This is a genomic window from Pseudomonas sp. GW821-FHT09D08 (assembly GCF_059416305.1).
Genome location: NZ_JBWKOX010000020.1, coordinates 70,772 through 96,950, shown reverse-complemented (window position 1 = coordinate 96,950; position 26,179 = coordinate 70,772). Strand labels below are relative to the sequence as shown.

Sequence of the window (26,179 nt, the reverse complement as noted above, 5' to 3'; positions counted from 1 at the left end):
ATGGACGACTCTGGCAAATTGGAAGATGCCTCGAAGCAGAATGCCGCTGAGCTGATCCGCGAAACCGACATGGCTGCCCGCGAACTCGCGCTTGCCGAGCGTGAACAATCCTTTGATGAAGAGCAGCGGCGCGCCGATGCCGAAATCAGTCAGAAAATGGACGGACTCATTCAGTTCAAGCAAAAACTCAAGGCCGAAATTGCCAACGAGCGTGCCGCGCTGGCAACTGAATTGCGCGATAAGCGTGCCGCGTTCGAAGTTGAACTGTACGATAAACGTGCCGACTTGGAAGTTGAACTGCACAACAAACGTGTCGGACTGGAAGTTGAACTGCGCAATAAACGTACCAGCCTGAGCGATGAGTTACGCACTCTACGTACCGACGCCGAACGAAAGATTGCTGAAAATCGTGAACAGCAAACTTCTTCCCTAGAAGAAGAGATAGCCAAGCTAAGGGCCAAACGCCTATCCGAAGTTGGCGATGCCGAAAACCTCGAGCGCGACCGCATCCGTATCGACATATCCAAAGAACGCGAAGCCTGGGCGAAGCATCACGAAGATGCACGCGCCTTGCTGGACAGGGAGTATTCGGAACTTGCGAAACAGAAAGCCGCGTTGTCCGCCCTGCAAGGCGACATTCACGGCCGAAAAACCGAACTGGAAATTTCCGAGCGGAATCTGGAGCGCAGAGAGCAGCGGCAGGAGCAACAATGGAACAGACGAAACGACCAACTTGCTGAAGATCTTGCTGCGAATCTGGAAGAGGCGCACAAATCACTGAACAGGCACAAAGAATCCTATATCGAGGATAACCAGCGCCTGCGGGACAGCCTCGCTACACAAACTGACCTTATCGGCGTGTTTGAGCAGTTGAAACGTCAACTCGGCGGTAAAGACCCGGCCGAAGTCCTTCGCGAGTTGAACAGCCAGACCGATGAACTCAAGCGTCTGCGGGAAGATCTCGCCACAAGGCCTACCGAAGAGATGCGTCTGAGGACTCAGGCGTTCGAGTCGGAGTACAAAACTCAGAAGGCCAGAGCAGACGAACTATCCCGACAAATCGAGAGCAACAGCGCCGATGTCGCGGAGGTTGGTGAGTTGCGCCGCAAAAACGCCGAGTTCCATGCACAAAACGTGTCCTTGTCGCATAGGGCTTCCATCTTCGAAGGTTCGGCAAACGAAGCGCAAGCCGAACTCAACCGCCTTCGCACTGCTTACGAACGCCCTGCGGAAGTCGAGGCACGTCACAAGGAAATCGAGATTCCGCACATCGCTGCAGAAAAAGTGGTACAGCCTGCGCAGCGCGGAATCACTGAAATGGCATGGCTCACGGGCATTGGCAACGCATGCACCGCCTACGGATTGAATTTCAATCCGCGCATCCTGAAAGCCTTCCATACAGCGCTGAAAACGTCCGAATGGTCTCCGGTCACCGTACTCTCAGGCGTCTCCGGCACCGGTAAATCCGAACTGCCGCGCCTCTACTCGCACTTTGGCGGCATTTACTTCGAGCCGCTGTCGGTCCAGCCAAACTGGGATTCGCAGGAGTCGATGCTTGGCTTCTTCAATTCGATTGATAACAAGTTCGACGCCCAGCCAGTCCTGCATTTGCTCGCGCAAAGCCAAAAGCAATGGAGTGAGGATTATCCGGGGTTGTCTGACGCCGTCTGCCTGGTACTGCTTGATGAAATGAACCTTGCTCACCCTGAACTCTACTTTGCCGAGTTCTTGAGCAAGCTTGAACTGCGGCGTGGCAAGAAAGGCAAGGATGTACCGTTTCTACCGGTAAAAATCGGCGCGGGAATGGAGCCTTACAAACTTCCGCTAGGCCGTAACGTCCTGTGGGCGGGAACAATGAATCAGGATGAAACCACCAAATCACTTTCTGACAAGGTGATTGACCGCTCAATTATCATCAACTTCCCGCGTCCGACCGAGCTTAAACGTCGCCTGAAGCTCAAGCCTCTCAATGAGAGTAATCGTGGCGACACGCTACACAGAAAGACTTGGGATGACTGGCAAACCAGAGAAAGCACCTTCTCGGAAGAGCAAATCAATCCCTTCATGCAGTTCATCGAGAAACTGAATGAGGCGTTGTCTGTTTCCGGCCGGGCGTTGGGTCATCGGGTTTGGCAGTCCATCGAATATTACATGGCAAACTACCCGGACGTCCGCGCGGCTCAAGAGGCTAAAGACGAAACCCGGCTGCTCGACGCGATGCACATCGCCTTCGAGGATCAACTTGTGCAGAAGGTCATGCCCAAGCTTCGCGGGATAGACACTCGCGGCAAAAGCCAGACTGACTGCCTCGATAAAATCCGCAACCAGCTCATTACGGGGGGTGTTATCGGTAAACCATTCAATCTTCGTGAAGACTTCGACCTCGCCTGCGAACTCGGCTACGGCCAGTTCATCTGGCAATCGGCAAACTATCTGAATACGCCAGCCCCGCAATCGGCGACGGAGGACAGCAAACACGTCGCGAGATCGTCCACGGACGCTGAAGAAACCCCTCCAACCTTGTACATGAAAGACGAGGTCGATCAGAACAAGCGCCACAAGATGTGGAACGGGAGGTCTGCTGAAAAACGCGATGAGTTGCGCAGACAACTGGAGGCAAGCGCAAAGGCCGGGAGAATCGTCAGCAATGGTAACTGACCTTTCATCACCGGCGGACATCTCGCTGTCCGGGCTCTACGCCGATATCCGAGGCACGCAAAAGGACAGCGACGTCATCCGCACGTTGCTCGATCAGTCAGACTGGTTTTGCCATGCCGTCGAATTCGACCCGAGAAGCGGACAAGCGCTGCCTCAATCGCTGTCATCGCTGCTGGCAAGAATCTCCGGGTATTCGCCGCCGTCTGCAGAGACCCCGGCTCGGGACCGACTCTGGCGCATCGTTGAACACAGCCGCCACTCGGTTGAGCGCCTTTTCCGTGGGCTTAACGAAGCACCCCGTCGCGAACAGGCGCTGCTGCCGGTTCATGCCGTACGCGAACTCGATGCCACCAGTTTCATGAAGCTCAGCAACCGCCCAGGACGCAATATCCGAGAAAAACTGGCAGGTAACCCTTACCTGCAGGGCGTTCGTCGGTTTCAATCGATCAACTTGCCAGAAAACCGCCTGCTAAAAGCCTTTGTCGAGCATCTCGCACAGCTACTGGAACTGCGCCGGGATATTCTCGGACACGAAGATGATCTACTCCTGCAAATCCTGACCTGGCTACGTTCCGGCGACGCCCGCGACATCGGTCGCTGGGAGAACCTGCCGCCGAACAACACGCTCCTGTCGCACCGCGACTACCGCCGTGTATGGGATGCCTGGCGCTTGCTTCAGTCACTGGAGGATGACCTCTCAGCCGATCATTCGAGGCTGCCGGAACGTATCCGGACCAAACGTTTGTGGAACACCTATGCCCAGATGTGGCGGGACGGCACTCACCGCTTCGCGGACATGCCGGTATTTTTCGATTACGACCGTTTCGAAATTCGACCGTGGCTCTCAAAAGTCGTCGCTCAGCGAGTAACGGAGACAATCAACCGCAACGTCAGTGTTGAAGATATCTGTGCTCCGGTTTGTGTCGATTTCGCAACCCTGCGCCCTCGTTATGCCACAGGTACAACCCTCAGCTCTCTGCCCGACGCGTTTCTCTGGCAAAAATGGCGCGATGCGAATACCGCAGTGGCGCTCGACCTTTTCGCCTCCGATGGGATTTATGCTCATGCGCAGGCGACTACCCTGTCTTGGGCGGATCTGTTTTTCTCCAGAACCGATCCCGAGGAACTGGACTCTGCCGCCCGCGCATTTGCCTCAAGACTACACAGCGTGTTCAGGCACGAGACGCTGATCTGGCTGGTTCCCGACACCCTCAACGATTTCGAGCTTGACGTTATCCGGCGCAATGTCAACGCCCGGTTCCAGAATGCGACCCCCCTGCCCCGCAGCATCGCCGCGGCCTTTCAGCGAGCTGATTACTCGAAAGTCAGAAATGACTCCGCGATCGTGGTTATCGATAGCGTCGGCGGCAAAACTTGCGTCACCAAGTTGATTGCCAGGTTCGACCCGGAACTCAAGAAAGTCTTGCCCGAAACGAACGGTTTTTATTGGGAGCGCCATCCTTCGGTCATCATCTCAAACGCGTCGCCAGAGATGTACGAAGAAAACAAATACGAGATCCCAACACTCGACGATCAAGGGCAATGGCTTGAAGCACCTCGCGCAACAAAGCTCCCTGTCGTCGACGCCGCGGACTTGAAAAACGACCCGCGCATCGGGCAATTCGCTTTCGCGATCAACTTGACGAACAGTCCGGTTATCGGAGGCATACGCCTTCATTCCCTGCAACAACGCGCTGGTGGGATCGCACTGTGGCGCGACCAGATTCCCGAACTCTCGATCAAGGCCGTCAGGGATGGACTTCATCGGCGCTGCCACCTTGTTTCCCGTGGTACGACCGTCAAACCGCTGCGTGGCAAGCCGGTCGCTGTTGAGGTTCGCGAAGACTTCACGCTCCCCGCTAACAAAGCTTTTTATCAATTTCCTTTGTTTCTGGGCGACAGTACCGAAGACCTCGGATATTCGGCCCGTTTGGAATCGCCGGCGTTTCCACTCGAGAAAGACGCCGTATGCGAGCTCCGCCTGACTTTTGAATATGGTGCAGACGATCCTTACAAACTGATTTTCAAACCGCGAAACGCATCGTTCCAGCAGGTACACGCTACATGGTGCCGCACTGCAGACGTGATCATCACCGACGCCCCTGCCCCCCAATATCCTGCCCCGATGACATGGGCAGATCTGCACCACGTACCGAAGGATGGCGGCGATGAAACTTCTGATCTACTTGATTGGATAACGAACGCAGTCGCACGGCTGGATCAGGATATCTATATACGTCCCCGAAACAGGACAACCGGTGTCATCAGTACGATATGGCGCCCGGACAAGCACGAAGGGGATTTCACGTTTGCCAACATGGATCTATCTGCAAAAAAGGTCTTCATTCATCAAAAAGAGTTCATTGATGGCACAAGCCACGCGGACTTTATCGAAGGCAGCAGGATTTCATTTGAAGTCGTCGAGAACTCTGGAAAGTACTCCGGCCGAAATATTGCGGGTGAACATCATCAGGAGATAGAGCGCCTCAAGGTTTTCGATGACGCGTCAATCAGTGCGCAGGTCATCAAAATGCGCAAAGCCCTTTACTACCCTGTGATCCAGATCTGGCGTGATGGGCGTTCGATTGACGATGCAGAATGCCCCCAGGCTTTTTCTGACGCAACCCGAACCTACACCCACTACCTCGCGTCACTGTTGCACGAAACTCAGCTTCCGAAACAGATCAAAGACGAAATCCGTTTTTTAATGTGCTGCATGCACAGCGATGCTCCCGATGAATGCGTTCAGTGGATAACCGAGCAGGTCAGCAAGGACAGAATTGACAACCCACGGGCCATCGGTTTTGCGCTCGGTCGTGTTGTCGAGCCATGGCAGCAATCCATCTTGTCCGGATTTATGGAACGTCCGACGGAGAGCGCTCTTCGTGTGTTTGCTTACGCCATCTGGCGAGACAGGCACTTTGTTGAACGATTTGATGTGGAACAGATGACGGCCATCCTTGATTCGCTGAACACTGTCCTGAGTCAAATCAAACCGTGTCCGTCCAAAAAGAGGCCTAATGACAAGAGGACGACCCTCAACTGGCTCCAACAAACCACCGAACCGCTTGAGCTTCTGCTGGGCCTGCTTCGAGCACGTAACTCCCGGGACGCTCAGATCAGGATGCTCCTTCAGCCCCATCAGAAAATTACCAAGGCGTTGGCCACTCAAGTCGAACGGGTGACGGAGTTCGTCGCGCAATCGAATGGTTACCTTTATTCCCGTGTACAGATCAACATCGACAAGCCCGACGGAGACAAGACACCTGATCTGCTGTTCGCCCTGCGGATGTATCTGACCGGTGACGATGGTGCAAACGCGATCCATATCACCAGCGTTTCCGATAAAAATGACGAATGAGCAACAGAAACCCGATATCAGATTTTATAAACTCTTGGGAGTCCAGCCAGACCAAGCTGCGTGTACAAGGTCGTGTGTAATCCGTGTTCATTTTCGATGAGGCGCCGATCGCGATCACTCTTGCCACACAAATGAGTTTGCATGGTGTCTAGAATCCGGGGCGATTCAAGGTGCTGAGAAACAGATCCGACATCTCCGCTTGAAGATATCGACTCATTACCCTTTTCCTCTTCCGAATGAGCAAGGATTTGCCAGATACGGGCTGCTCATCCAGTATACGGAGGCGCGCTGAATACCAATCACTGCCATATTGGAGTTGCTCAGAAATCGCCATTCTCGATCGCTCGCGCACCCGCTGCGAATGGGGGCAAAATTGGGGGCACAATTAGTTTTTTTCTGGTTGTAAATACCGTGCTAGAGCGAAGTCAAAATGTTTTTCGGGGATGGCTCGTAACGAGGTTCATGTTGCGCTGGAAGTGGTTTCCCCATCAGCGGAAGGCATAGCGCTACGTTTGCTTGCAGCGGCCGAAGCGGCGTGCAAAACGCCCTAGCTGTTTGTGTCGGCTAATGCGTGGAACATCGCTTCACAGGCATTCATTACAAAGGCGGGTTTTGTATCAAGCGGGCAAATCGCGAACCTTGATGAACACGATCCTGAATGGGTGTATGTGAAATTCGTACGATGACACGACCTGCCCCGAACGGAGGTTGTTGGTTTGACCCGTCCTAAAAGGTGCTTATCGCTACTGTGTCCCCGGCGTTCTGCCGACCGAACATCAAATCAGAATCCTCTGCAACTCGTCGAAAAGGCGAGTGACGACAGAATCTAAATTACTGTATATATATACAAGCTCACCCATAGTGACCGCTGACGGTGTATTCGATCCGGATCAAAGGAAGCACCACTACGCGGCAGGACAAATGGCTGTAGGACGGCGGTCATACGCCTCGGCACATTTCGACCCGCACTCACGCACGAACCTTACTTAAGGATGAGTATTATGAACGATGATTTGAAGCAGTCAGGCTCTACCACTACCTCGCAGAGCACCACCTCCCTGGAGCAGGTCAAAACCGGCCGGGTCTTGGATTTCACTTGGGCACCTAACGCCAATACTACGACCACCATCGTCTCGGCAGACTTTCTCGACTACCGGGTCGATACCTCCCAAGGCAACCCTACGGGAGACTGCCACTCAATAGCACGGTTAACCTATGCCCAGGGCAAAGGTGGCGGCCAGATCAGCGCATTGTTTCTTGAAGAGATGCGTGCAGGTGTACGCGACAACACCCAGATCGGGCAGATGGTCGGACGCAAATGGGTTCTAGACCCTAGCGCAGAGGTCTCCGGTAGCATCGGCACCTATGTTGTTGAGCAATTCGATGACATGCGCGCCAGTGTCAATTATGTCGGCGCCTTCGCCCGTGTCTTTGCCGACCCCAGGATGGTCAGTTACCACGCCGGCGGCCACGTGCACACGAATGTTTCGATCACTGGCAGCAGAGCCCTGACCATGGCGGATTCAGGTAAGTCGATTCTGGTTATCAGCAACACTGACGTCACACTTACGGTAAGTGACGATGTGACTGAAGGATTCAAGGCCACTCTCATTCAAGCGGCCGCCGGCAAGATCAACATCTCAGCATCGAGCAACCACACGATCTACAGCAACGCTGGGAACCGTACACGCACGCTTAACCCGCTGGATGAGCTGGAAATCAGTACATTCCCGGGCGGCCCGCTGTTCCTTGCCTTCCGGGTCAGACCTACCGCCTGACGATCTGCAGCGCGCTGGCTAAGGATCCTCTTAAGGCCAGCGCCACATTGATGTTCACCACCGCACCCCGCCCATGAAATGCTCATGACTTTGCCGCACACGCTTCAACGCTTGAGCATGCAACTGTGAAATCCGCCCTTTCGAAAGGCCCATCAACTCACTGATCTCCGTGAAGCTCAAATGTTGATAGTAATGAGCGACGATCAACCGCTGCTCGTTGGGCGGCAGCTGTTTCACACACTCATTAAGGTGGTCATGGTTTTGCTCCACTTCATACACATTCAAAGGGTTACTGGCCTCAGGCTCATGATCAATGATGCCTGACTCCAAGAACAGTCCAAACGCTAATCCTATCGCTACGTTGGCAACGTGCTCCAGATCGCTCGCGCCTTCGTCCTCGCTGCCAGACAGGCTCACAAGACGGTCCTGGTACATTTTTCGGCTATCGCGTACGTAACACGCCAAGCCTTTGAGTACGTTGCCTTTCACATAGGGTTCGGCATAGGCCTGAAAACGGGTGTTCAACGCCGGATTAAATCGGTCGATGGCTTGCAGCAAGCCGATAGACGCCAGATTCACGTAGTCGTGCCACTCGGCGAGTGGGTGGGGATAACGCACGTAAAGCAAGCGCGTAATCATGCGCAACCACTGCCCGTAAAAGAAAAACAGATGGCTGCGGGCATCGCTGGATTTTTCGCTCAGCCAAGCCTGCCAGAGCGAAAGCTCATCGGTTTTGTCAGCGTCTTTTTCCGGTTCCATGGAATGGGTCGACTCTGGCTAGCCCAAACCACGCATCAATGTCTGGGCGATCAATCCCCACCCATCGATGAGCAGGAACAACATGATTTTCAACGGCAGTGAAATGGTGATGGGCGGCACCATGATCATCCCCAGGGACATCAAGATTGAGGCCACCACCAGGTCAATGATCAAAAATGGAAGGAAAATCATGAAGCCAATCTGGAAGGCGACCTTCAACTCGCTCAGCATGAAGGCTGGCACCAATTTGACTGGAGAAAGGCCGTCCGGGCTTGAGGGTAGCGGCGCCTTGGCCAACTCGTAGATCAGCCGCAGATCAGACTCATGAGTCTGACGAACCATAAAGTCGCGAATCGGCACCCATCCTTGCAGGGCGGCCCCCTCTAAACCGACCTTGCTGGCAAGAAACGGGCGGACACCAATGTCGTAGGTTTTTTCCAGGGTAGGCGCCATGGCAAACAAGGTCAGAAACATCGACAGCACGATCAACACGATATTCGGTGGCGTTTGCTGCAAGCCAAGCGCCTGGCGCGTCAGTGACAGCACCACAATATTTCGGGTGAAGGTGGTGAGGGCGATCACCATAAAGGGCACAAACGACAGTGCTGTCAGCAGCACCACAATGCTGACGGGCGACTGGATCTGATTGATGTGCAGGCTGCCCCACTCAGAGAAGTCGTCGGCGGCCAATGCCGTCAGAGGCAGTAACCCCAGGAGCAAAAGCGCAAGACCTCGGATCATCACGATTGAAGATCCGGAGCGGGCGCAGAGGCAGATTGGCTGAGCACAGTCACCGTCGCACCGTTGGATGATTCCGTGACCAATACCTGGGTCCCCTCCGCACGCAAGAGATAGACCTTGGTTTTGGTCGATAGCCTCAGTGCTCGAGTACAGTTCAACTCCGTAGTCGGCGCACTTGCACTACCAGTTGCCTGACGCTTGGCGTACCAACGCATGACCAAGTACACAATGGCCAGCAATAAAGCCGTGACCAATAGCACCTTGATCATGAGTACAAACGACACCGGGTCGTCCTGGCGAAGCGGTAAGCCCATGGGCTGGGAAGTAATGTCCGTGGTCACAGTATTTCCGTCAACTGAATGCCAAAGTTGTCGTCGACGGCAACCAGGTTGCCACGCGCCACGGCCTTGCCATCCAGGCACAGCGACGCGGGTTCGTGGACTTGCTGCAAGAGCTTGACGATGTCCCCGCTCTTGAGCGCAAACAGTTCGTCGACACTCATCGACGCGTTGCCTAGCTCAACCACCAGTTCCACGACCACATGTTTGATCAGGTTCATGTCCCGCTTGATCAGCGCCGGCATGCTTTCATTGGCGACGTTTTTTGCCTCTTCCAACTCGATTGAATCGACTGTAGCTGTCACGCTAAAACTCCTTTGGCGATTGACCGGAAATCAGTTGTACGGCGAGATTGTCCTGCTGCCGGGCGAGGTATCCCGACGCGACTACACTCGTGCCGACCCGCAATTTCAGGGTTTGGGAAAGCAGTGCCTGAGCGCGCAAGGTGTCCCCCGGGTGCAGGTCGTTCATCTCGCCAATGGACAGGCTGGCGAGTGGCAATTGCAGCGACAGCTTGACCTTGGCCTTGCCCAGGGCATTTTCACGCGGGAACAGCGGCGGCTTGACCTCGTGTGGTCCCAGCGCGTTGTTCAACAACGCAGCGTCCAGCACGACATAGACCCGAAAAGACTCAACACTGACGCGCAGTAGAATGTCGGTACTCATCGGTTTGCCGAGTGCTCTTGGCGGTGCCGCCAGCAATTCTGCGGCTGGCGCCTGGCCGATTGACGCCAAGACACCATTGACCAGTGCTCGCTGGGCGCCCTGAAGCAAATAGTCCGCGGTTTCGTCTGCAGGCAACTCCTGGGCGAATGCGCCAAACACCAGTGCCGTCCAGTCGCCCGCCACATACACCGCAGCACCTGCACTACCGGCCTTGAGCCACGTCAGAGGGTACGCGCGCTCCTGGTCAGCGGTGTGAACACGCTCCAGGCACTCAATCTGCCAAGGTTTTCCCATCTGGCTGAAGCACCATTGCTCACGCCAGGCTTCCACCACCGGTGGCAGTTTTTCTGTGGCTGCGTTCCAGCGGCTCTTGCCAATAAACCCCAACGCTCTCATCGATTACCCACCCCGGGTGCCGTTGTAGAGTTGCTCCAGCATTTCGTTGGAGACCGTCATAACCCGGGAGCTGGCCTGATAACCGCGCTGGATGATGAGGATGTCGCCGAACTCCTGCGCCAGGTCGACATTGGACAACTCAAGGTAACCGCCTTGGATACGACCGAACTGAGCCTCACCTGCCCTGCCAAATTCGGCACGCAGGGTGGAGGGCGTCCTGTACTGCGAATTCGCGCCAGCAATCAGCGCTGTCTCGTCAGCAAAATCGGCCAGGGCCAACTGGCTACCGGTGCGTTTTTCGCCGTTGGCATAGGTAAATTGCAGAACGCCTTTCTCATCGAAGGCGTAACTGCTCAACCCCGCAATCGCACTGCCGTCGACCACACGAGCGCCCAAGGTGTGGCTCGGACCACTGGCCACCTGTGAGGCCAGGTTGAAACTGCCTGGCGTACCGAAATCCAACTGAATGCTCTGGGCGGCGCCGTTGGCAGTCAGGGTGAAGCTCAGCGTATTGGAGCCTGCCACGGGACTGCCGTCAGGACCAAAGGCAATGGTGCCGCTTTGCAGCAATGCGCCGCTGGCATCTGAAACACTGACTTTCCAGCTGTTGGGCGGTGTGGTTTGCGGCTCAAACTTGACACTCAACGTGTGGCTGGCGCCCGTCGCGTCAAACACCTGGATTGAGTTGATCTGGTGGGTGGAATCTGTAGGGCCGCTACGCGCCAAGGCACCTATCATCTCGATGCGGGTGGTAGCCTTGGGTGGCAACGTCCGCTGGCCCTTGATGTTGATGTCGCGCAAGTTGCCCGCAGAGTCGATGCCTGCCACTTTCAATTGGGTCACGGTGTCCACCAGGTACCCGTCCTGGTCCACCTGGAACTGCCCGGCCCGTGTGTAAGACAGCTCACCGCGTGCATCGCGCAGCACGAAGTAACCTGAACCGTTGACGGCAACGTTGGTGTTGTTGCCGGTCTGACGGTTTTCGCCGGGTTTGATCCGCACCTCGGTACCGGCGATGCCGGCGCCAAAGCTTTGTCCATTCTGGCCGTTGACGCTGCGGTAAAACGTGTCGCTACCGCGGTACCCAGGGGTGTTCATATTGGAAACGTTATTGGAAACGTTGTCCAAGCCCTTGGAAAAGGAAAACAGGCCACTCATTCCGTTATAGAAAGCTTGCAGCATCACGCCCCCTGCCTGACCAGTTTGATTTGCGAGAGACGCACGTCCGTAAGCACGGAGCCGTCGGCTTTTTTGATTGAAAGCACAGGCCCGGTCGCGGAAAACGCAATGGCTGATACCGAACCGATCACGCTACCTCCCGTGCTCATATTGATCTCCACCTGACGCCCCAGGAGCCCGAGAGACTGCGATGTGGCGCTCATCGACACCAAGTTATTGGTGTTTTCATTGGTGACGCGGGTCTGCTCAAGGTTGGCGAACTGCGCCATCTGGGCCAAAAACTCACGGTTATTGATGGGTTCCAAGGGGTCCTGGAACGTCAACTCGGTGAGGAACAACTTGATAAAGTCCTCCTGGCCCAAGCGGCTTTGCGCCAGCTCCGAGGTGGTGGTACTCAGTTCGTTGCCGATCGCTTCAATGGCCATGGGAGTCGCCTGTTGAATGACGTGAGAGAGACGGGGCCTGCCACGCTGGCTGGCCATTGATCCAGATGCTTTCAGGGCGTACAGCCTGACGTGTCAGGTCTTGCACCAGGGCCCGCTGCTCCTCCGGGCCCAGGTGGTAGTCGCGAATGATCACTTCGATGCCTTTACCCCTTGGCAAAACCTGTACATGACGTTCTGGCCACTTTCTTATCAAGTAGGCCAGGGCCGGACCCGCACCGGGCAATTCATGGCCGGCATCCGCCAAGTTATCGCTGGCAAGATGTACGGCTTTCGGCTCAAGGGCGCTGTGATCTTCAGCTGAGGGTAATGGCCTTTGAAGCGGGAGGCCGCCTCCGGCTTGATAGAACGCACGTTCGTTATCAGCCGCAGCAACCCCGCGTTCAACATGTGTCGTCTGCTCAAATAATTGCGGCACATACGAAAGATGTTTTCCAGCACGAAGCCCGAGGCTATAGAGCTCCAACACGCCCCTCTCGGGTGTTTTCAAACTCGACTGAAGCAGGCGCTGAATATTGAGCAAACCAGCCTCCTGGGCCAGATGATCATCGGTTGGCGGCAACAATTGATCCGCCTTTGCCAGCAACGGCTCAACCCCCGCTCTCTGCGCAAATGTCGGCCCTTGGGACTTGTTGTTACTGAGCGCTGGCGCCTGCGCGTCCGGCGGCGTAATCCACAGCGATACCCCGACGTTAAGCCCCATGACCCGCCCCTCGCGCCTGCTGCGCGTCAAAGATATCGATGGATTCCTGATCCCTCAGGTAGCACTGCAGGTCATGCAATACCGTGTTGAAGGCCTTTTGCGTCACCTGCACCTCAAGCGTGCGGCGCCCCAACAGCGTCCTGCATGCGCTTTCCTCGTCCTGTACCTCGCCCAAGGCCTGTACCCGAGACTTCAACGCAGCGAAACTCTGCGATTGGGCCAGTAGACGCTGCTCGTATTGCGCCGGGTCCAACGCCACGCCTACGCGACCTTGCTGCTCAAACGACGATTGGAGTTGCGCATACCGCTGGTGCTCTTCCTCCAGCAGGCGTTCGGCGGTGCGCACACCGCGTAAACAGGCAGCGTGACTCAATGCAGCTTTTTCCCGTTGCAATGCTCGCAAGCGGGTCGCGGCCGCCAGTTGCCTGAGCTTGCGCTGTTCATCCTGCATGGGCGGCTCCTGCGGTCAGTTGTTGCGACAAGCGCCGCACGGTCTTCCAGGCGTCAGCCGTCAGTACATGTTCGTTCGAGCGCTGTTTGAGCAGTTCATCGAACTGTGGCTTAAGCGTGATCATGCTATCCAGCAATGGGCTGGTGCCCTTCTCATAGGCTCCCAACTCAATCAGGTCCGCGCTGCTCTGGTAAGCCCCCATCCCCGCACGAAGATGATCGACCTGGGCTTTTTGCTCGTCGCTGCGCAGCGCATTGGCGAGGCGGCTGACACTGTGCAACACATCGATCGCAGGCCAATGACCCCGCGCGGCGATGCTCCGGCTCAGGACGATGTGCCCGTCGAGAATGGCGCGCATATGGTCCGCTACCGGCTCATTCATATCGTCACCTTCCACCAGGACGGTATAAACGCCGGTGATCGAGCCTTGACCATTGAGGCCGCCGGCACGCTCCATCAACGGTGGCAGGAGCGCAAACACCGAAGGCGTGTAGCCCCGGCTGCCCATTGGCTCCCCGGTGGACAAACCAATTTCACGCTGCGCCAGGGCAAAACGGGTGATCGAATCCATGATCAACAGCACATGCTGACCCTGGGCACGAAACCACTCAGCGATGGTGGTCGCCGTGTAGGCCGCCTGGCGCCGCAGCACCGCAGGTTGCTCAGCCGCAGCGGCGATGACTACGGCCCTTCTCAAGCCTTCGGGGCCCAGGCTTTCACGAATGAAATCGCCGACTTCCCGGCCGCGCTCACCAATCAGGGCGATAACAATCACATCAGCGTCCGCGTACTGACTCATCATCCCCAGCAGTGTGCTTTTGCCCACGCCGCTGCCCGCAAAAATCCCCACGCGCTGCCCACGCCCCAATGGCATAAATACGTCAACCGCCTTCACTCCAGTGACCAGCACCTGGCTGATAGGTGAGCGATGCAACGGATTGATGGGGGCAACAAAACGCGGCATCAGCACCAGACCCGATGGCACAGGTTTATCGTCCAAAGGCTGGCAAGTGGCGTCCAGCACACGGCCCAATAGTCCCTGCCCCACTGGCACCCGATAAGCCTCACCACGGGCAATCACCTCACTGGCCAGGCACAACCCGTCTACCGGACCATAAGGCATGAGCAATACGCACTCACGGCGTAAACCGACCACTTCGGCAACGAGCGCGTCGCCCCCAGCCGCCGGCACAATGTCCACTAATTCGCCCAACTTCACATCCAGCCCGGTCGCCTGCAGTATCAGGCCCTGGATTGAAATCAAACGTCCCAGGCGCCGACACAGCTTCGCCCGTGCCAGCTCTGCTATCCGCTGATCTTCATACACCTGCCACATTGGCATCCCCCCTTTTATCGGGAGCTAATAGCGCTTTAAGGGCCGCAAGCTGTGTGTCCAAACCAGCGTCGAGTTGGCCAATGCCATGGTCGATCAGGCAACTGCCCGGTGTCGCTGCCGCGTCCGGCTGAAACAACGCCAGTAACGGATCGTCCTGCATGCAGGCCTGTAGCGTGGCGAAATCCAAAGCGGCGATGCGGATGCGCAGCGGTGCCTGCAATTGATACTCTTCAATCGCCTGCCGGGCCATATCGGCCACCAACGACCGACCGGGAGCATGCTGCCCCAGCAACCGCACGACCACTGCCAACGCCAACCGGCCAACCGCCGGTGTCATCGAGGCAATCATCTGCGAGCCTTGTTTCTCCAACTGGCTGGCCAGCTCGACCAGTTGCAATCGTTGAGACTCCAACGCTTCGCGCAACGCCGCTTCTTTCTTCAGCCAGGCCTGCTGCTGTTGAGCCAGCTCCGTGGCTGCCTGTTTGGCAAATTCAGTGCGAGCCTGAGCCAGGCCTGCGGCGTGGGATTGCTGGTGCAAATCGGCCAGTTCCTGCGCAAACGTCGCGCGCAGGACCTCCAGTGCCGGGGACGGAGTGACAACAGGATCGACGCTACCCGGCGGTCCCATAACCGGCAGGCGCCGCCCACCGGCCCCCAGCCCTGGCTGACGCAGCACGGTTTGCTGACCCGGCACCTTAGCGCTCACCCTGGCCTCCTGAGCGCGCCAGATATTCTTGCAGGCTGCTGACCAGTGCAGGCGGTATTGTGTGCTTTGCGAAAGCCGTGTCCCAACGCCTTATCGACGCACTGTTGGCCAATGTGCTCAACGCTTCACGCCGTTGTACGGGCGTTTCCAACTGCAAGACCAGGCCGGCCCAGAATGGGTGGCCGGCCTTGAGCAACCGTTCGTGGATAACATGGCTATGAGCACTTGCCTGGACCTGAGGCTGTGCCGCCAGTTCATTGATCAACCCAGCCATCACCGACGGTTCGCTGGCCAGCCCCAACTCGTTGATTTCGCTCAACAACGCGTCTATTTTTCGGCGTTCATCAACGGCTAAATTGGCCAGGATCCATTGACGATCATCAGCGTGCAGGCAGGCCAGGCGGATCGCAGCCTTGCGCAGTGGCGAAAATTCCATGGTTCAGCGGCCCTCCAGCAGCCAGCGACGCAAGTCGCCCAGCAATTGTTCACGCTCCATGGAAGACAGGCGGGGCAGGCTATTGGCGATGCGGGACTCACGCTTGCGGGTTGCCGTCCATAGCATCAACAGAATGATCGACAGCGCAGCAGCCAGTGCTGCAATCCCCCAACGCATCCATGGTACCGCAGCGCCTGATGGTGCCTGCGGATCGCCAGAGGACACCACCGGTGAGGTGGCGATATTGGTGGCGACGGGCTTCGTGGCATTCGTGCCGGGCATGGGTGGGATATACGCGATCACCAGACGGTCGCCCCGCGCAGAATCAAGGCCCAAGGCCGCTTCCAGCAAGCCTTGGATTTCCTTGAGTTGAGCATTCGCTGACGGCGTGCTGAGTACGATGCCTACTGTGATCCGCTCGATCTTCCCCGTGGCATGTTCAGTTTCGGCGCGCTCTTTACCCACCTCGTAGTCCACTTCACGGTTATTTTGCGAGCGTTTTGAATTGCTTTCGCCTGTCGAGCTATCGGTGGACGCCGTGGTCTTTTCTCGGCGAATGGAGCGTTTGTCGGCAAGGGGTTGTTCGCTGATGGATTTGACCCGGTCAAAGTTCATCTGCACCCGCACGGAGACATCGGCGCCATTGCTACCCAATGGGCGCAATAGCAACTGCTCGGCCTTTTGCTTCAGGGCCTGTTCAACCTGGGCCGTCAATTGCTGATGCTCGGGCGCCCCTGCTGCCCCGTCTGAACTGCTCAAAACCAGACCGTCTTCATTCAGCACGGCGACGCGTTCCAGGGACATGCCCTCCACGGCAGAGGCCACTACTTGTTGAATGCCGCGTACGCGCTGAGGATTCAAGGCGCCTTGCAACCGCGGTCGGACAATCACCGAGGCCTTGGGCGGCTCTTCGGCTTGCTGGTAAAGGCTGGTTTTCTTGAACGTCAGGTGAACTCGGGCGTATTCAACTTCGGACATGCTCATGATTGAGCGCGCCAATTCACCTTCCATCGCCCGTTGATAGTTAATCTTCTGGCTGAACTCCGACATGCCGTAGTCGGCCTTGTCGAACAGCTCGAAACCCGTGCTGCTACGACTCGGTATTCCCGCTTGCGCAAGGTACATGCGCGCAGTGGCTGCCTCTTCTGCTGCAACTTCGATCACACCTTCCTCGGTGTTGATGCGATACGGCACCTGACGCTGGCTGAGAATCGCCAGGATTTCGGCTTGCGAGGCTTCGCTGGCGTCCTTGTACAGCGCCACATAGCTGGGCCGAAATACCCACCAGATGGATAACGCCAACAGCGCGATGATCAGCACCACGCCACCGAGGAATACGCTGGAACGACCGGTAAAAAGCTTCGACACGGGTTTATCTTCCATGGGTTAAATTTGCAACCGCGCCAATTCCTGGTAGGCATCTACCAGACGATTACGTACCTCGACCGCCAATTGAAGCGACAGCTTTGCCTGCTCCATCGCCATGACCAAGTCATGGGGCGCAACGTTTTCACCCACGGCATACGACGACAGCAAGGCTGTTGCCTGGTCGGTCTGCTCGCTCAGTTGTACGGCGCCCGATTTCAACTGGCCAAGAAAGTCAGCACCACTGACGTTATTCGTCTCAAAGGCCATCCCGTTTGCTGACGACAGCGCTGAGGTCAGTCCGATGGGGGTAATTGCTGCGCTCATGTCATTTCCCGATTTCGAAAGCTTTGAGCGTCATGGCTCGCAAGCTGTTGTAGGAGCGGATATTCGCCTCGTAAGCGCGGGTCGCCGAGACCAGGGTGGCCATCTCTCGGGCGGCTTCGATGTTGGGGTAGTGCACCATGCCGTTATGGTCGGCCATGGGGTGGCCGGGGTCCGGTACGACACGGGTTTCATTACCCTGATAGGCCTGAACCCGAGGAGCATGCAACCCCACCTGACTGGCAAAACTGACGGGCGGAGCTACCCGCAACAAGGGCGAATCCTGCCCTGGGCTAAGTGCGACATTGGCAATCGCCAGGTTGTAGCTGGCGACCTCAACCCGGGTGCGTTCATAGGCCATGCTGCCGCGAATCACTTCGCTGATATTGTCCAACGGCATGCTCAGCGCCCTCCCTTGATCGCCAATTGCATCAAGCCGAACTGGCGAGAAACGCCATCGGCCAACGCTTGATAGCGACCGCTCGCAGCCGACAACTCGGCAACCTCGGCGTCAGGAGAGAGCGGCGTGATCGGCGTGTAGTGCTGCAGGTAAGGCGCCAGCTCGCTGTCCTGCATCGCTCGCAGTGACTGCGCGAATAATTGGGCGTCACCCTGGGCGCCCCGCAAGGCCACCAGCGGCTCATGGCTGTTTACCCGCATGGCCTGGCCGCCGGGAACGCTGGCCATGGCGATATTGTGCGCCGCGACCTTGGCCCGCAGATGCTCCAGGCTCATGGCGAAACGTACGGTCTCTACCGCTAGACTCATATCCGCAGACATCACCGCTCCTTATTGAACAATCAGTTCGGCGTGCAAGGCGCCGGCTTGTTTAATAGCCTGCAACACGGTGATCACTTCACGGGTACTCAGACGCACCTTATTAAGTGCCTGCACCAGATCGCCAACCGTCGCGCCTTCTGCCAGCTTGACCGGACCATGTTGCTCCTCGGTCACATTCAGCTCGGTGTCCGGCACCACGACCGTGCCCACACTCGGACCGGTACGACCAATCCAGGACGGCTGGGACACCTGATACTTGGTGCTGATCACCACACTGAGTGAGCCCTGGGAAATGCTCACCTCACCCAAGCGCACATGCGCACCCGCCACGACCGTTCCCGTGCGCTCGTTGACCACAACGCGGGCGGCATAGTCAGGCGCCACGGATACGTTCTCGATGCGGGAAATCAATCGGGGCAAACCAGCCGCACTGCTCAGCGGAACTTCAACCTTCGCCGCATGCACGACTCGCACGCCGGGCAATCCCAGCTCACGTGTCAATGCGTCGGCAATACGCTGCGCAGTGGTGTAGTCAGGCTCGTTGAGTACCAGTACCAAGTTGCGCGCAGCGGCATCATTTTCGGTAAAGACCGAGCGTTCAACGCTGGCACCTCGTGGAATGCGGCCTACCGTGGGGTGATTTTTCTGCACCGAGTTCTGGTTGGCTTCAAAGACATACCCCCCCACCGACATGGGGCCCTGAGCCAGGGCGTAAAGTTTTTCATCGGGCCCATACAACGGCGTCATCAGCAAGGTGCCACCCAACAAGCTTCGCGCATCGCCCAGGGAAGAAACCTCGACATCCACCTTGTCACCCGTCTCACTGAATGAACGCAGGTTGCCGGTGACCATCACCGCCGCCGTGTTGCGCGCATTGAGATCCGAGTCCGCCACGTTCACATTGAAATTTTTCAGGGTATTGACCAGCGACTGGCGCGTGGCACGGTTGCGGTCGGTATCCCCCGTACCGGCCAGGCCTACCACCAGGCCGTAGCCGATAATTGAGTAATCACGCACGCCCTGGATGCGTGTCAGTTCCTTGATCCTTACATCGGCCCACCCCGCAGGCAGCCAAAGGCTGAGCAACAGGCCCAATAACCCCATCGTCAGCTGTTTCATAGGATTCGCAGCCACTTGAGGGTTCGGAAAACGATGCTTTGCTTCTGCGCATCGGTGATCACCCCATCGCCGACAATGTCAATTTGTGCATCGGCCAGGCGGTAGGACAACACGGTGTTGTTGTAGGCAATATCATCGGGGCGCACCAAACCACTGATACGCACCTGCTGCTTCTCGTCATTGACAGTCACCAATTGCTCACCGCTGACCCGCAGCAAGCCTTCGGGCAGTTGGTCAATGATTCGCACCGACACATTAGTGCGGATCTGCCCGCTACGATTGGTCTGGCCTTTGCCGCTGGAGTCGCCTTGCAAGCCGAGGCGGCCTTGATGGTTGTTGTTGTCCCATCCCAGGCGCGCAGAAATATCGGTACTGCTATCGGCCCCTGTCCCGGCGGCGCTTTGCGCCGAGGTCGATTCCACCACCAGAATCGTCAGGGTGTCCCCCACGTGGTAGCCACGGCGGTCGCCAGTGAGAGAGCGATAGCCATCGGGATTGATCAGGCTTTGCGCGCTGGCGCAAATCGGTAGCAGCACAACCAGCCAAAACGCCTTAGCGTTGAACATGGACTTCCCCTTTGCCGGCCACCACGGCCAACAGGCTCGCTTGCGCACCGTTGACCAACACGGGGATAGGCTCACCCAGCACGCCGGGGCGCATCGCCTTGCCCTCGGTGCGCAGCATCAGGCCTGGGCCATAGACCACGACAGTGACGGTGGCATCACGTAGCACCAGCGGTTCGGCTTTCAAGTGCCGATTGAGAATCGGCATGCCGGCGTTGACCATTTGCCCCAACCACGCGCCCTCCAGGTTGCTGGCCAAATCGTCGGGGGATACTTTCGCGGCAACCACGTCCAGCCGCTCACGGCGTGGCTGGGTATCGCTCAGCGCCTGATCCGTGCGCCCATTGCGGCCATAAACCCAGGCCTGACCCCACGCCTGGACCTTGAACCAAACTGTCACTTGGCTGGCATGCGTCTGCCCGCATACCGTGCCTTTAAGTTCAACCGCAACGCGGCTGCGCAGGTGCGTCGACAACAACCGCACCCGTGGCGATGCCATAACCGGCAAGTCACCGATGGGCGTCAGTTGAATATCCAGTTGCTCGTTGGCGAATGCCGGGCGTACGCGCTCAGTGATGTACTGTGCCATCTGGCTGGGCGTTTGCCCTGTTGCACACTCCAACGCGTTTGCCTGGGCACCCCAAAGGCAACCAACGACGATAGCGACGCATGTAATCTTCATACTCATCAGCGACGCAGGTTATTGATGGTTTCAAGTATCTGATCGCCGGCTTGAAGCAAGCGCGCGTTCATTTGGTAGGCACGTTGCGCCAGTACCAGGCTGCTCATCTCATCAATCAGGTTGACGTTGGACATCTCGACATACCCCTGCAACAGCACACCTTGGCCATCCCTGCCGGGTTCGGCGTAGATCGCTTCACCGCTGACTTGAGAGGGTCGGTACAGGCCATCGCTGAGCTTTTTCAGCCCCTCGGCACTGGCAAACTTCGCCAACTGCACTTGGCCGACGGTGATCACCTCACCCGTCTCGACAACGGTCGCCTGCACCGAACCGTCCTGTTTGATCACCAGATTGCGCGCATCAGGCGGCACTCGAAGGTCCGCTGTCAGGACCTGGCCGGTGTTCATCGCCAACTGTCCGTCGGTGTTCAAATGAAAGCGACCGGCACGGCTATAGGCCAATTCCCCCGTTGGCAATTCGACTTCAAAAAAACCATCGCCCTGGATGGCCAGATCCAACTCGTTACCGGTCTGGCGCACTGCGCCCGGACTGAACACCTGAGTGGGCTCCGACGCCTGGATGCCTGCACCGGACAGCAGATTTTCAGTCATGCCGCCGCCGTCATCCCGCGTGCCGACGTCGCGCACCATGTCATGGAAATTGACCTGGCTACGCTTGTAGCCAATCGTCTGCATGTTGGCCACGTTATTGGAAATACTGTCGATCCAGGCCTGATTCGCGGATAAGCCGGAACTGGCAATACTCAATGCATCAATCACACCCGCACTCCCTGGTCAGTCCTTGCCCAATTGATTGATCCCGCTGTTCAGCAAACCGTCGTAGGCCGACAAGGCGCGCTGCAGGGTTTCGACGTGTCGCGATACTTCCATCATTTTCACCATGTCGGTGCCCATGGCAGCGTTGGAGCGTTCTAAAAGGCCTTGATGCACCACGTACTGCGTGGCTGGCGTCCAGGCTACGTCTGCCGAGTAGAGCCCTGCGCCCCGGGAGACTAAATCGCTGGCATGTTCGATACGCACCAGATTGAGTTGCCCCACCGGCGTATCGTCCACGCTCACTTCACCTCGGCTGCTCACCTTCAGCACACCGCCAGCCACCTGAATAGGCCCACCCTGACCGAGCACCGGATGCCCTGCGTTACTCACCAGGAAACCCTGATTGTCGACTTTAAAACGGCCATCACGGGTCAATGCCGCACCGTTGGGGGTATTCACGGCAAACCAGGCATCACCAGACAACGCCAGATCGGTCACCCGCCCCGTGTATTGCAGAGCACCGCCATCGGTATTGATTGAGGTCTGGGTTTCCAGCCCATCGAGCCCGGCTGTGACGCCCGAGGCGGGTGCGCCCAAAGCCTGAACGCTGAATGCACGCCCGGCCTTGTAGCCGGTGGTGTTGGCATTGGCGACGTTCTGCGATACCTCCTTCAAGGTATCGATATCCCGCTGGATCACCCCGGCCAGTTGCATGATCATGTCGCTCATGCCGACTCCAGGCTGGGGAACCCAGGCAAATCAATCATTCCGGCGGATGTCACGCGAGCATGCTGGCCGACTTCGTTGACCGACAGCACAGCCATATGCGGCACCGCCCGCGACATGAATGCGCGCAATACCCGCCTTAGTGGCGCGGCACACAACAATACTGGCTGCTTGTTATCACCCAGCTGACGCTCGGCTTCACGAGCCACTGTGGTCACGAACCGTTCCAATTCCTGAGCCGGCAGCAATGCGCTTTGCAGGCCCTCACGCGGTCGGGATGCGGCAAGCATGTAGCCTTCCAGTTGAGGGGCGATGGTCAACACGTTGAGATCACCGTTTTTGTCCACCAGGCGCTCATACAGCGCAGCACCCAGCCGTTCACGTACACGCTCTGCCAGGTCTTCCGCACTCTTGTTAGTCCGCCCGGCATCCACCAGCACCTCAAGGATGGTTTCCAGGTTGCGCACCGGTACTTGTTCACGCAGGAGCAATTGCAAGACGCGCTGAATATCGGAATAACTGAGGACTTGCGGGATCAGCTCATCCACCAGACTACCCAGCGCGGCACGCTTGCTTTCCACCAGGCGCTCGGTCTCCGCGCGAGTAAGAAAATCGGGAGCGTAGCGTCGGGCAAGTTCGGAGAGGTGGGTCAACAGCACTGTGTCCGGCTCAACCAGCGTATAGCCGCTCATTCGCGCCTGGTTGCGTAACGCTTGGTCTATCCAAAGGGCCTTGAGGCCATACGTAGGCTCCTTGGTTTCGCGCCCTTCCAGCGTCGCCGCCGCACCACCTGGGTTGATGGCCAGCAACTTGTCGAACTCCAACTCGCCGTTGGCCACTACCGCGCCCTGGACGCAGACCTGATAGGTGCCTGGTAGCAGTTTCTTCTCTGCGTGCACACTCAGTTGCGGCAGGGCAAAACCGTAATCCCGGGCGAACTGTTTGCGAAGATTGTCGATACGCAAGCTGAGTGTACTGGTGGCCGCCAAAACCTGTGCCGCCAAGTCATTGCTCAGGCGCAGTTCAAAGGCATCGCTGCTCATCAGCGCGTAGATATCATCCGAGGCTGTATCGGCCTGGGTCTGCGTCTCCTCTGACGCCGACTCGCCCTTGGCCTTGCGCTGCAACTGTCGGAATGAATAGCCAGCCGCCACGGCGAACGCCAGGAAGAGCATCAGCAACGGCACCAACGGCAGGCCCGGCATCATCGCCAGCAACAACGTGACGATCGCCACCACCACCAGTGTCTTGGGGTAGGCCGAGACCTGTCGACCCAGTTCCGGCCCCAGGCGTGCGTCGGTAGCGGCACGGGTAATGATGATGCCGGCGGCCACCGCAATGATCAGCGACGGAATCTGCGTGACGATACCGTCACCGACCGTCAACAGAGTGTAGTGGTGCAGTGCATCGCCCCAGCTCTGTCCCTTTTGCAAAATGCCCACCGACAGGCCGCCGATGATGTTGATCGCAATGATGACAATCCCGGCGATCGCATCGCCTTTGACGAACTTGGAAGCGCCATCCATTGCACCGTAGAAGTTCGATTCGCGCTCCAACTGACTACGGCGCCGCTTGGCCTCATCCTGGTCGATGATGCCCATGTTCAGGTCGGCATCGATGCTCATCTGTTTGCCTGGCAGCGAATCAAGGGTAAAGCGCGCGGCCACCTCCGCGACCCGTTGTGCGCCACTGGTGACCACCACGTATTGCACCACCACCAGAATCAGGAACACCACGAAGCCGATCACGTAATTGCCACCGACCACGTGGGTGCCGATCGCGGCGATGACCTGGCCGGCGTCACCGTCCGCGAGAATCAGCCGCGTCGCAGAGATGTTCAGTGCCAGGCGAAACAAGGTGGTCATCAGTAGCAGCGAAGGAAATGTCGAGAAGCTCAAGGGCTTGTCGATGTCGAAGGTCACCAGCAACACCAACAATGCGACAGCGAAGTTGGTGAGCAGCAACAGGTCGAGCAACCAGGTAGGAATCGGTGTGAACAGCACCAGCAAAATGCCGATGATGGCGACGGCTAACAGCAGGTCGCTGCTTTCCGAGAGGGCGCGTGTCCAGAATGGCTTCATGGGCTCAGCACCTTGTTGCCCGGCAGAGCAATGACCCAGCGATAGACGCGCGCCACATCGCTCTGTGTGATATCCGGAATCGCTGAATCGACCCGCGCCAGTGCATGCAGGGTGCGCGCCAGCGGCGGACGGCGCAGGATCGGCACCTGGTGCTTGCGTGCCATCTGGCAGATACGCAAGGCATGAAAGCCACGCCCGATAGCCAGGACCCTGGGCGCAAGCATCGTTGCCGGACGGTATTGCAGTGCCACGGCGTAGTGGGTCGGGTTGGTGATGATGACATCGGCATCTTTGACCTGCCCCAGCGCGGACGCTTTTTTCAGCAGGTCCTGCTGGATGCCTTTACGCTTGGAGCGAACCTCGGGATCACCTTCGCGGCGTTTGTGTTCATCCCTGGTTTCACGCTTGCTCATGCGCATTTGTCGGCCAAACTCGCGGCGCGAATACCACACATCAAACAGCGCGGCGGCGGCCATGATCGACAACACGGTAAAGCCCAATTGCATCAGTAATTGCTTGCCGGCCAGGGGCAGTTCCATCGGAGAGACCGTCGCCATGCCCAACAGACGCGGCAAAAGACTTTGGAATAGGTAATACAGCACCAGCGCAAACAGCCCGCCCTTGACCAGTACCTTGAGCAGCTCGACAAACATACGCCGCGAGAAAATGCGCTTGAGCCCCTGGATGGGGTTAAGCCGCTTGAAGTCGGGCTTGATCACAAAGGCCGAAAACACCGGCCCGCTGAACAACAGATTGGTCAATACGGCCACCAATACCAAGGCACCGATCAGTGGCACAAAGGCATACACCACCTGCCTCACACTGTAGGCGCCCTGCTCGCCCAGATAGCCAAAGCTGGTCCCCAGTTGCCCTGCATTGGCTAACCACCAATGGCTGTGGGCAGCGATCACACTGGCAAGCGGCGCAGCGATGGCCGAGAACACCATCAGGAACGTCAGGATCATGGCGAACGACAACAGGTCTGGGCTACGCGGCACCTGACCTTTCTTACGAGCCTCTTCGAGTTTGTAGGGGGTAGCCTCTTCACTCTTGTCCTGTTGATCGCTCATGGTGCACCTGCCGGGGACAGCGCGAAGCGCAACGCGTTTTCGATCAACAGCGGCACGCGCTGAACAATGATCGGCAGTGTCAGGATCAGGATAAATACGCCGACGCCGAGTTTGATCGGCAACGACAGGAAATAGACATTGGCCTGCGGCATCGAGCGAGAGAGCAGCGCAAAGGCAGTGTCGATCAACCACAGTCCAAGGATAACGGGCACAACGATCATGAACGCCAACAGAAATTGCTGGGTCAGAATGCCCATGACCGGCCCGGAGAAATTCATCAGAGAAACGCTGCCGGGAGGTACCACTACCAGTAGCAGACTGAAGACGCGCAGCAAGTCGTGATGCAGGTTCAACGTCACGAACAGGATGCCCAGGGTCCACACCAGCACTTCGGCGACCAGGCCGGTCATATTGGAAGTGCCCGGGTCGAACACCCCGGCGGCATTCAGGCCGATCTGGGTGTCGATGAGCTTACCTGCCATGTCCAGGCCAGCATGGGCGGCGTGAAACCCGAAGGCCATCAACGCCCCCAGCATCAACTCGCCGAGTACCGACGATAGGCTCAATGCAGGCATGCCAGTCACATTCAAAGAACTGGCCAGGACGGCCGATAAGACCAGCGCCAGCAACACCCGAACGGTCATGGGCAATCGCGAGAAAAATACAATAGGGGCGACAACGAGAAGCGGCGCCAGCCTCATGGAGATGAGGAGCAGATTGGCCATGTAGGGCGTCAACACGA

Annotated in this window: 26 protein-coding genes; 3 read left to right on the top strand and 23 right to left on the bottom strand. The window is 57.5% G+C overall.

Features of this window, described 5'->3' with window-relative positions; genetic code table 11:
• From AC07OP_RS26085 to AC07OP_RS26075, 3 genes are all read left to right on the top strand, one after another.
• Entirely contained in the window at nucleotides 1-2,658 is a 2,658-nt protein-coding gene (locus AC07OP_RS26085) for an McrB family protein (RefSeq protein ID WP_495102571.1), read from the top strand.
• Nucleotides 2,648-6,019, top strand: a complete 3,372-nt coding sequence (locus tag AC07OP_RS26080; protein ID WP_495102570.1) for a hypothetical protein — start codon at nucleotides 2,648-2,650, stop codon at nucleotides 6,017-6,019. Before AC07OP_RS26085 ends, AC07OP_RS26080 begins: the two co-directional genes overlap by 11 nt.
• A gap of 1,001 nt (nucleotides 6,020-7,020) precedes the next feature.
• On the top strand, nucleotides 7,021-7,797 hold the full coding sequence (locus AC07OP_RS26075; RefSeq protein WP_495102569.1) for a hypothetical protein: 777 nt from the start codon (nucleotides 7,021-7,023) through the stop codon (nucleotides 7,795-7,797).
• Nucleotides 7,798-7,851: 54 nt separating this feature from the next.
• Here the strand turns inward: AC07OP_RS26075 and AC07OP_RS26070 are convergent, their stop codons facing one another.
• The 23 genes from AC07OP_RS26070 to AC07OP_RS25960 form a co-directional block, all read right to left on the bottom strand.
• On the bottom strand, nucleotides 7,852-8,556 hold the full coding sequence (locus tag AC07OP_RS26070) for a sigma-70 family RNA polymerase sigma factor (RefSeq protein ID WP_281112273.1): 705 nt from the start codon (nucleotides 8,554-8,556) through the stop codon (nucleotides 7,852-7,854).
• An 18-nt stretch (nucleotides 8,557-8,574) separates the two neighbouring features.
• Nucleotides 8,575-9,297 (bottom strand): flagellar type III secretion system pore protein FliP, encoded by a 723-nt coding sequence (fliP, locus tag AC07OP_RS26065; protein ID WP_495102590.1) that lies wholly within the window; start codon nucleotides 9,295-9,297, stop codon nucleotides 8,575-8,577.
• 337 nt (nucleotides 9,298-9,634) lie between these two features.
• Nucleotides 9,635-9,940 (bottom strand): FliM/FliN family flagellar motor switch protein, encoded by a 306-nt coding sequence (locus tag AC07OP_RS26060; RefSeq protein ID WP_150675513.1) that lies wholly within the window; start codon nucleotides 9,938-9,940, stop codon nucleotides 9,635-9,637.
• Between the two features lies 1 nt (nucleotide 9,941).
• The gene (locus AC07OP_RS26055; RefSeq protein ID WP_495102568.1) at nucleotides 9,942-10,697 is read right to left on the bottom strand and encodes a FliM/FliN family flagellar motor C-terminal domain-containing protein; all 756 of its coding nucleotides are present in this window, start codon (nucleotides 10,695-10,697) and stop codon (nucleotides 9,942-9,944) included.
• 3 nt (nucleotides 10,698-10,700) lie between these two features.
• Nucleotides 10,701-11,879, bottom strand: a complete 1,179-nt coding sequence (gene flgF, locus AC07OP_RS26050; RefSeq protein ID WP_495102567.1) for a flagellar basal-body rod protein FlgF — start codon at nucleotides 11,877-11,879, stop codon at nucleotides 10,701-10,703.
• The gene (locus AC07OP_RS26045; protein WP_281112270.1) at nucleotides 11,879-12,301 is read right to left on the bottom strand and encodes a flagellar hook assembly protein FlgD; all 423 of its coding nucleotides are present in this window, start codon (nucleotides 12,299-12,301) and stop codon (nucleotides 11,879-11,881) included. Before AC07OP_RS26045 ends, flgF begins: the two co-directional genes overlap by 1 nt.
• Nucleotides 12,291-13,022 carry a hypothetical protein gene (locus tag AC07OP_RS26040; RefSeq protein WP_495102566.1) on the bottom strand — a complete coding sequence of 244 codons (732 nt, stop codon included), beginning with the start codon at nucleotides 13,020-13,022 and terminating at the stop codon, nucleotides 12,291-12,293. The genes AC07OP_RS26045 and AC07OP_RS26040 overlap by 11 nt, the downstream gene beginning before the upstream one ends.
• Nucleotides 13,012-13,473 (bottom strand): hypothetical protein, encoded by a 462-nt coding sequence (locus tag AC07OP_RS26035; protein WP_495102565.1) that lies wholly within the window; start codon nucleotides 13,471-13,473, stop codon nucleotides 13,012-13,014. The genes AC07OP_RS26040 and AC07OP_RS26035 overlap by 11 nt, the downstream gene beginning before the upstream one ends.
• The gene (locus AC07OP_RS26030; protein WP_495102564.1) at nucleotides 13,463-14,809 is read right to left on the bottom strand and encodes a FliI/YscN family ATPase; all 1,347 of its coding nucleotides are present in this window, start codon (nucleotides 14,807-14,809) and stop codon (nucleotides 13,463-13,465) included. The genes AC07OP_RS26035 and AC07OP_RS26030 overlap by 11 nt, the downstream gene beginning before the upstream one ends.
• Nucleotides 14,793-15,515: a FliH/SctL family protein gene (locus AC07OP_RS26025; protein ID WP_495102563.1), complete on the bottom strand. Its 723-nt coding sequence runs from the start codon at nucleotides 15,513-15,515 to the stop codon at nucleotides 14,793-14,795. Before AC07OP_RS26025 ends, AC07OP_RS26030 begins: the two co-directional genes overlap by 17 nt.
• Nucleotides 15,505-15,951, bottom strand: coding sequence for a hypothetical protein (locus AC07OP_RS26020; protein ID WP_495102562.1), 447 nt, complete (start codon nucleotides 15,949-15,951; stop codon nucleotides 15,505-15,507). The genes AC07OP_RS26025 and AC07OP_RS26020 overlap by 11 nt, the downstream gene beginning before the upstream one ends.
• A 3-nt stretch (nucleotides 15,952-15,954) precedes the next feature.
• On the bottom strand, nucleotides 15,955-17,319 hold the full coding sequence (gene fliF, locus AC07OP_RS26015; protein ID WP_495102561.1) for a flagellar basal-body MS-ring/collar protein FliF: 1,365 nt from the start codon (nucleotides 17,317-17,319) through the stop codon (nucleotides 15,955-15,957).
• An 18-nt stretch (nucleotides 17,320-17,337) separates the two neighbouring features.
• The gene (gene fliE, locus AC07OP_RS26010) at nucleotides 17,338-17,643 is read right to left on the bottom strand and encodes a flagellar hook-basal body complex protein FliE (protein ID WP_495102560.1); all 306 of its coding nucleotides are present in this window, start codon (nucleotides 17,641-17,643) and stop codon (nucleotides 17,338-17,340) included.
• Nucleotide 17,644: 1 nt separating this feature from the next.
• Nucleotides 17,645-18,040 carry a flagellar basal body rod protein FlgC gene (locus tag AC07OP_RS26005; RefSeq protein WP_495102559.1) on the bottom strand — a complete coding sequence of 132 codons (396 nt, stop codon included), beginning with the start codon at nucleotides 18,038-18,040 and terminating at the stop codon, nucleotides 17,645-17,647.
• Nucleotides 18,041-18,042: 2 nt separating this feature from the next.
• Nucleotides 18,043-18,420 carry a hypothetical protein gene (locus tag AC07OP_RS26000; protein WP_495102558.1) on the bottom strand — a complete coding sequence of 126 codons (378 nt, stop codon included), beginning with the start codon at nucleotides 18,418-18,420 and terminating at the stop codon, nucleotides 18,043-18,045.
• Nucleotides 18,421-18,429: 9 nt separating this feature from the next.
• On the bottom strand, nucleotides 18,430-19,539 hold the full coding sequence (locus tag AC07OP_RS25995) for a flagellar basal body P-ring protein FlgI (protein WP_495102557.1): 1,110 nt from the start codon (nucleotides 19,537-19,539) through the stop codon (nucleotides 18,430-18,432).
• Nucleotides 19,536-20,105, bottom strand: coding sequence for a flagellar basal body L-ring protein FlgH (locus tag AC07OP_RS25990; protein WP_186626050.1), 570 nt, complete (start codon nucleotides 20,103-20,105; stop codon nucleotides 19,536-19,538). Before AC07OP_RS25990 ends, AC07OP_RS25995 begins: the two co-directional genes overlap by 4 nt.
• Nucleotides 20,092-20,691: a flagellar basal body P-ring formation chaperone FlgA gene (gene flgA, locus AC07OP_RS25985; protein WP_495102556.1), complete on the bottom strand. Its 600-nt coding sequence runs from the start codon at nucleotides 20,689-20,691 to the stop codon at nucleotides 20,092-20,094. Before flgA ends, AC07OP_RS25990 begins: the two co-directional genes overlap by 14 nt.
• A 98-nt stretch (nucleotides 20,692-20,789) precedes the next feature.
• Nucleotides 20,790-21,563: a flagellar hook-basal body protein gene (locus tag AC07OP_RS25980; RefSeq protein WP_281112258.1), complete on the bottom strand. Its 774-nt coding sequence runs from the start codon at nucleotides 21,561-21,563 to the stop codon at nucleotides 20,790-20,792.
• A gap of 15 nt (nucleotides 21,564-21,578) precedes the next feature.
• A complete protein-coding gene (locus AC07OP_RS25975; protein WP_495102555.1) occupies nucleotides 21,579-22,289 on the bottom strand; it encodes a flagellar hook-basal body protein in 711 nt (236 codons plus the stop codon).
• A complete protein-coding gene (locus tag AC07OP_RS25970) occupies nucleotides 22,286-24,367 on the bottom strand; it encodes a flagellar biosynthesis protein FlhA (protein ID WP_495102554.1) in 2,082 nt (693 codons plus the stop codon). Before AC07OP_RS25970 ends, AC07OP_RS25975 begins: the two co-directional genes overlap by 4 nt.
• Nucleotides 24,364-25,437 carry an EscU/YscU/HrcU family type III secretion system export apparatus switch protein gene (locus AC07OP_RS25965; RefSeq protein WP_495102553.1) on the bottom strand — a complete coding sequence of 358 codons (1,074 nt, stop codon included), beginning with the start codon at nucleotides 25,435-25,437 and terminating at the stop codon, nucleotides 24,364-24,366. Before AC07OP_RS25965 ends, AC07OP_RS25970 begins: the two co-directional genes overlap by 4 nt.
• A complete protein-coding gene (locus AC07OP_RS25960) occupies nucleotides 25,434-26,162 on the bottom strand; it encodes a flagellar biosynthetic protein FliR (protein WP_425375780.1) in 729 nt (242 codons plus the stop codon). The genes AC07OP_RS25965 and AC07OP_RS25960 overlap by 4 nt, the downstream gene beginning before the upstream one ends.
• Between the last annotated feature and the right edge of the window lie 17 nt (nucleotides 26,163-26,179).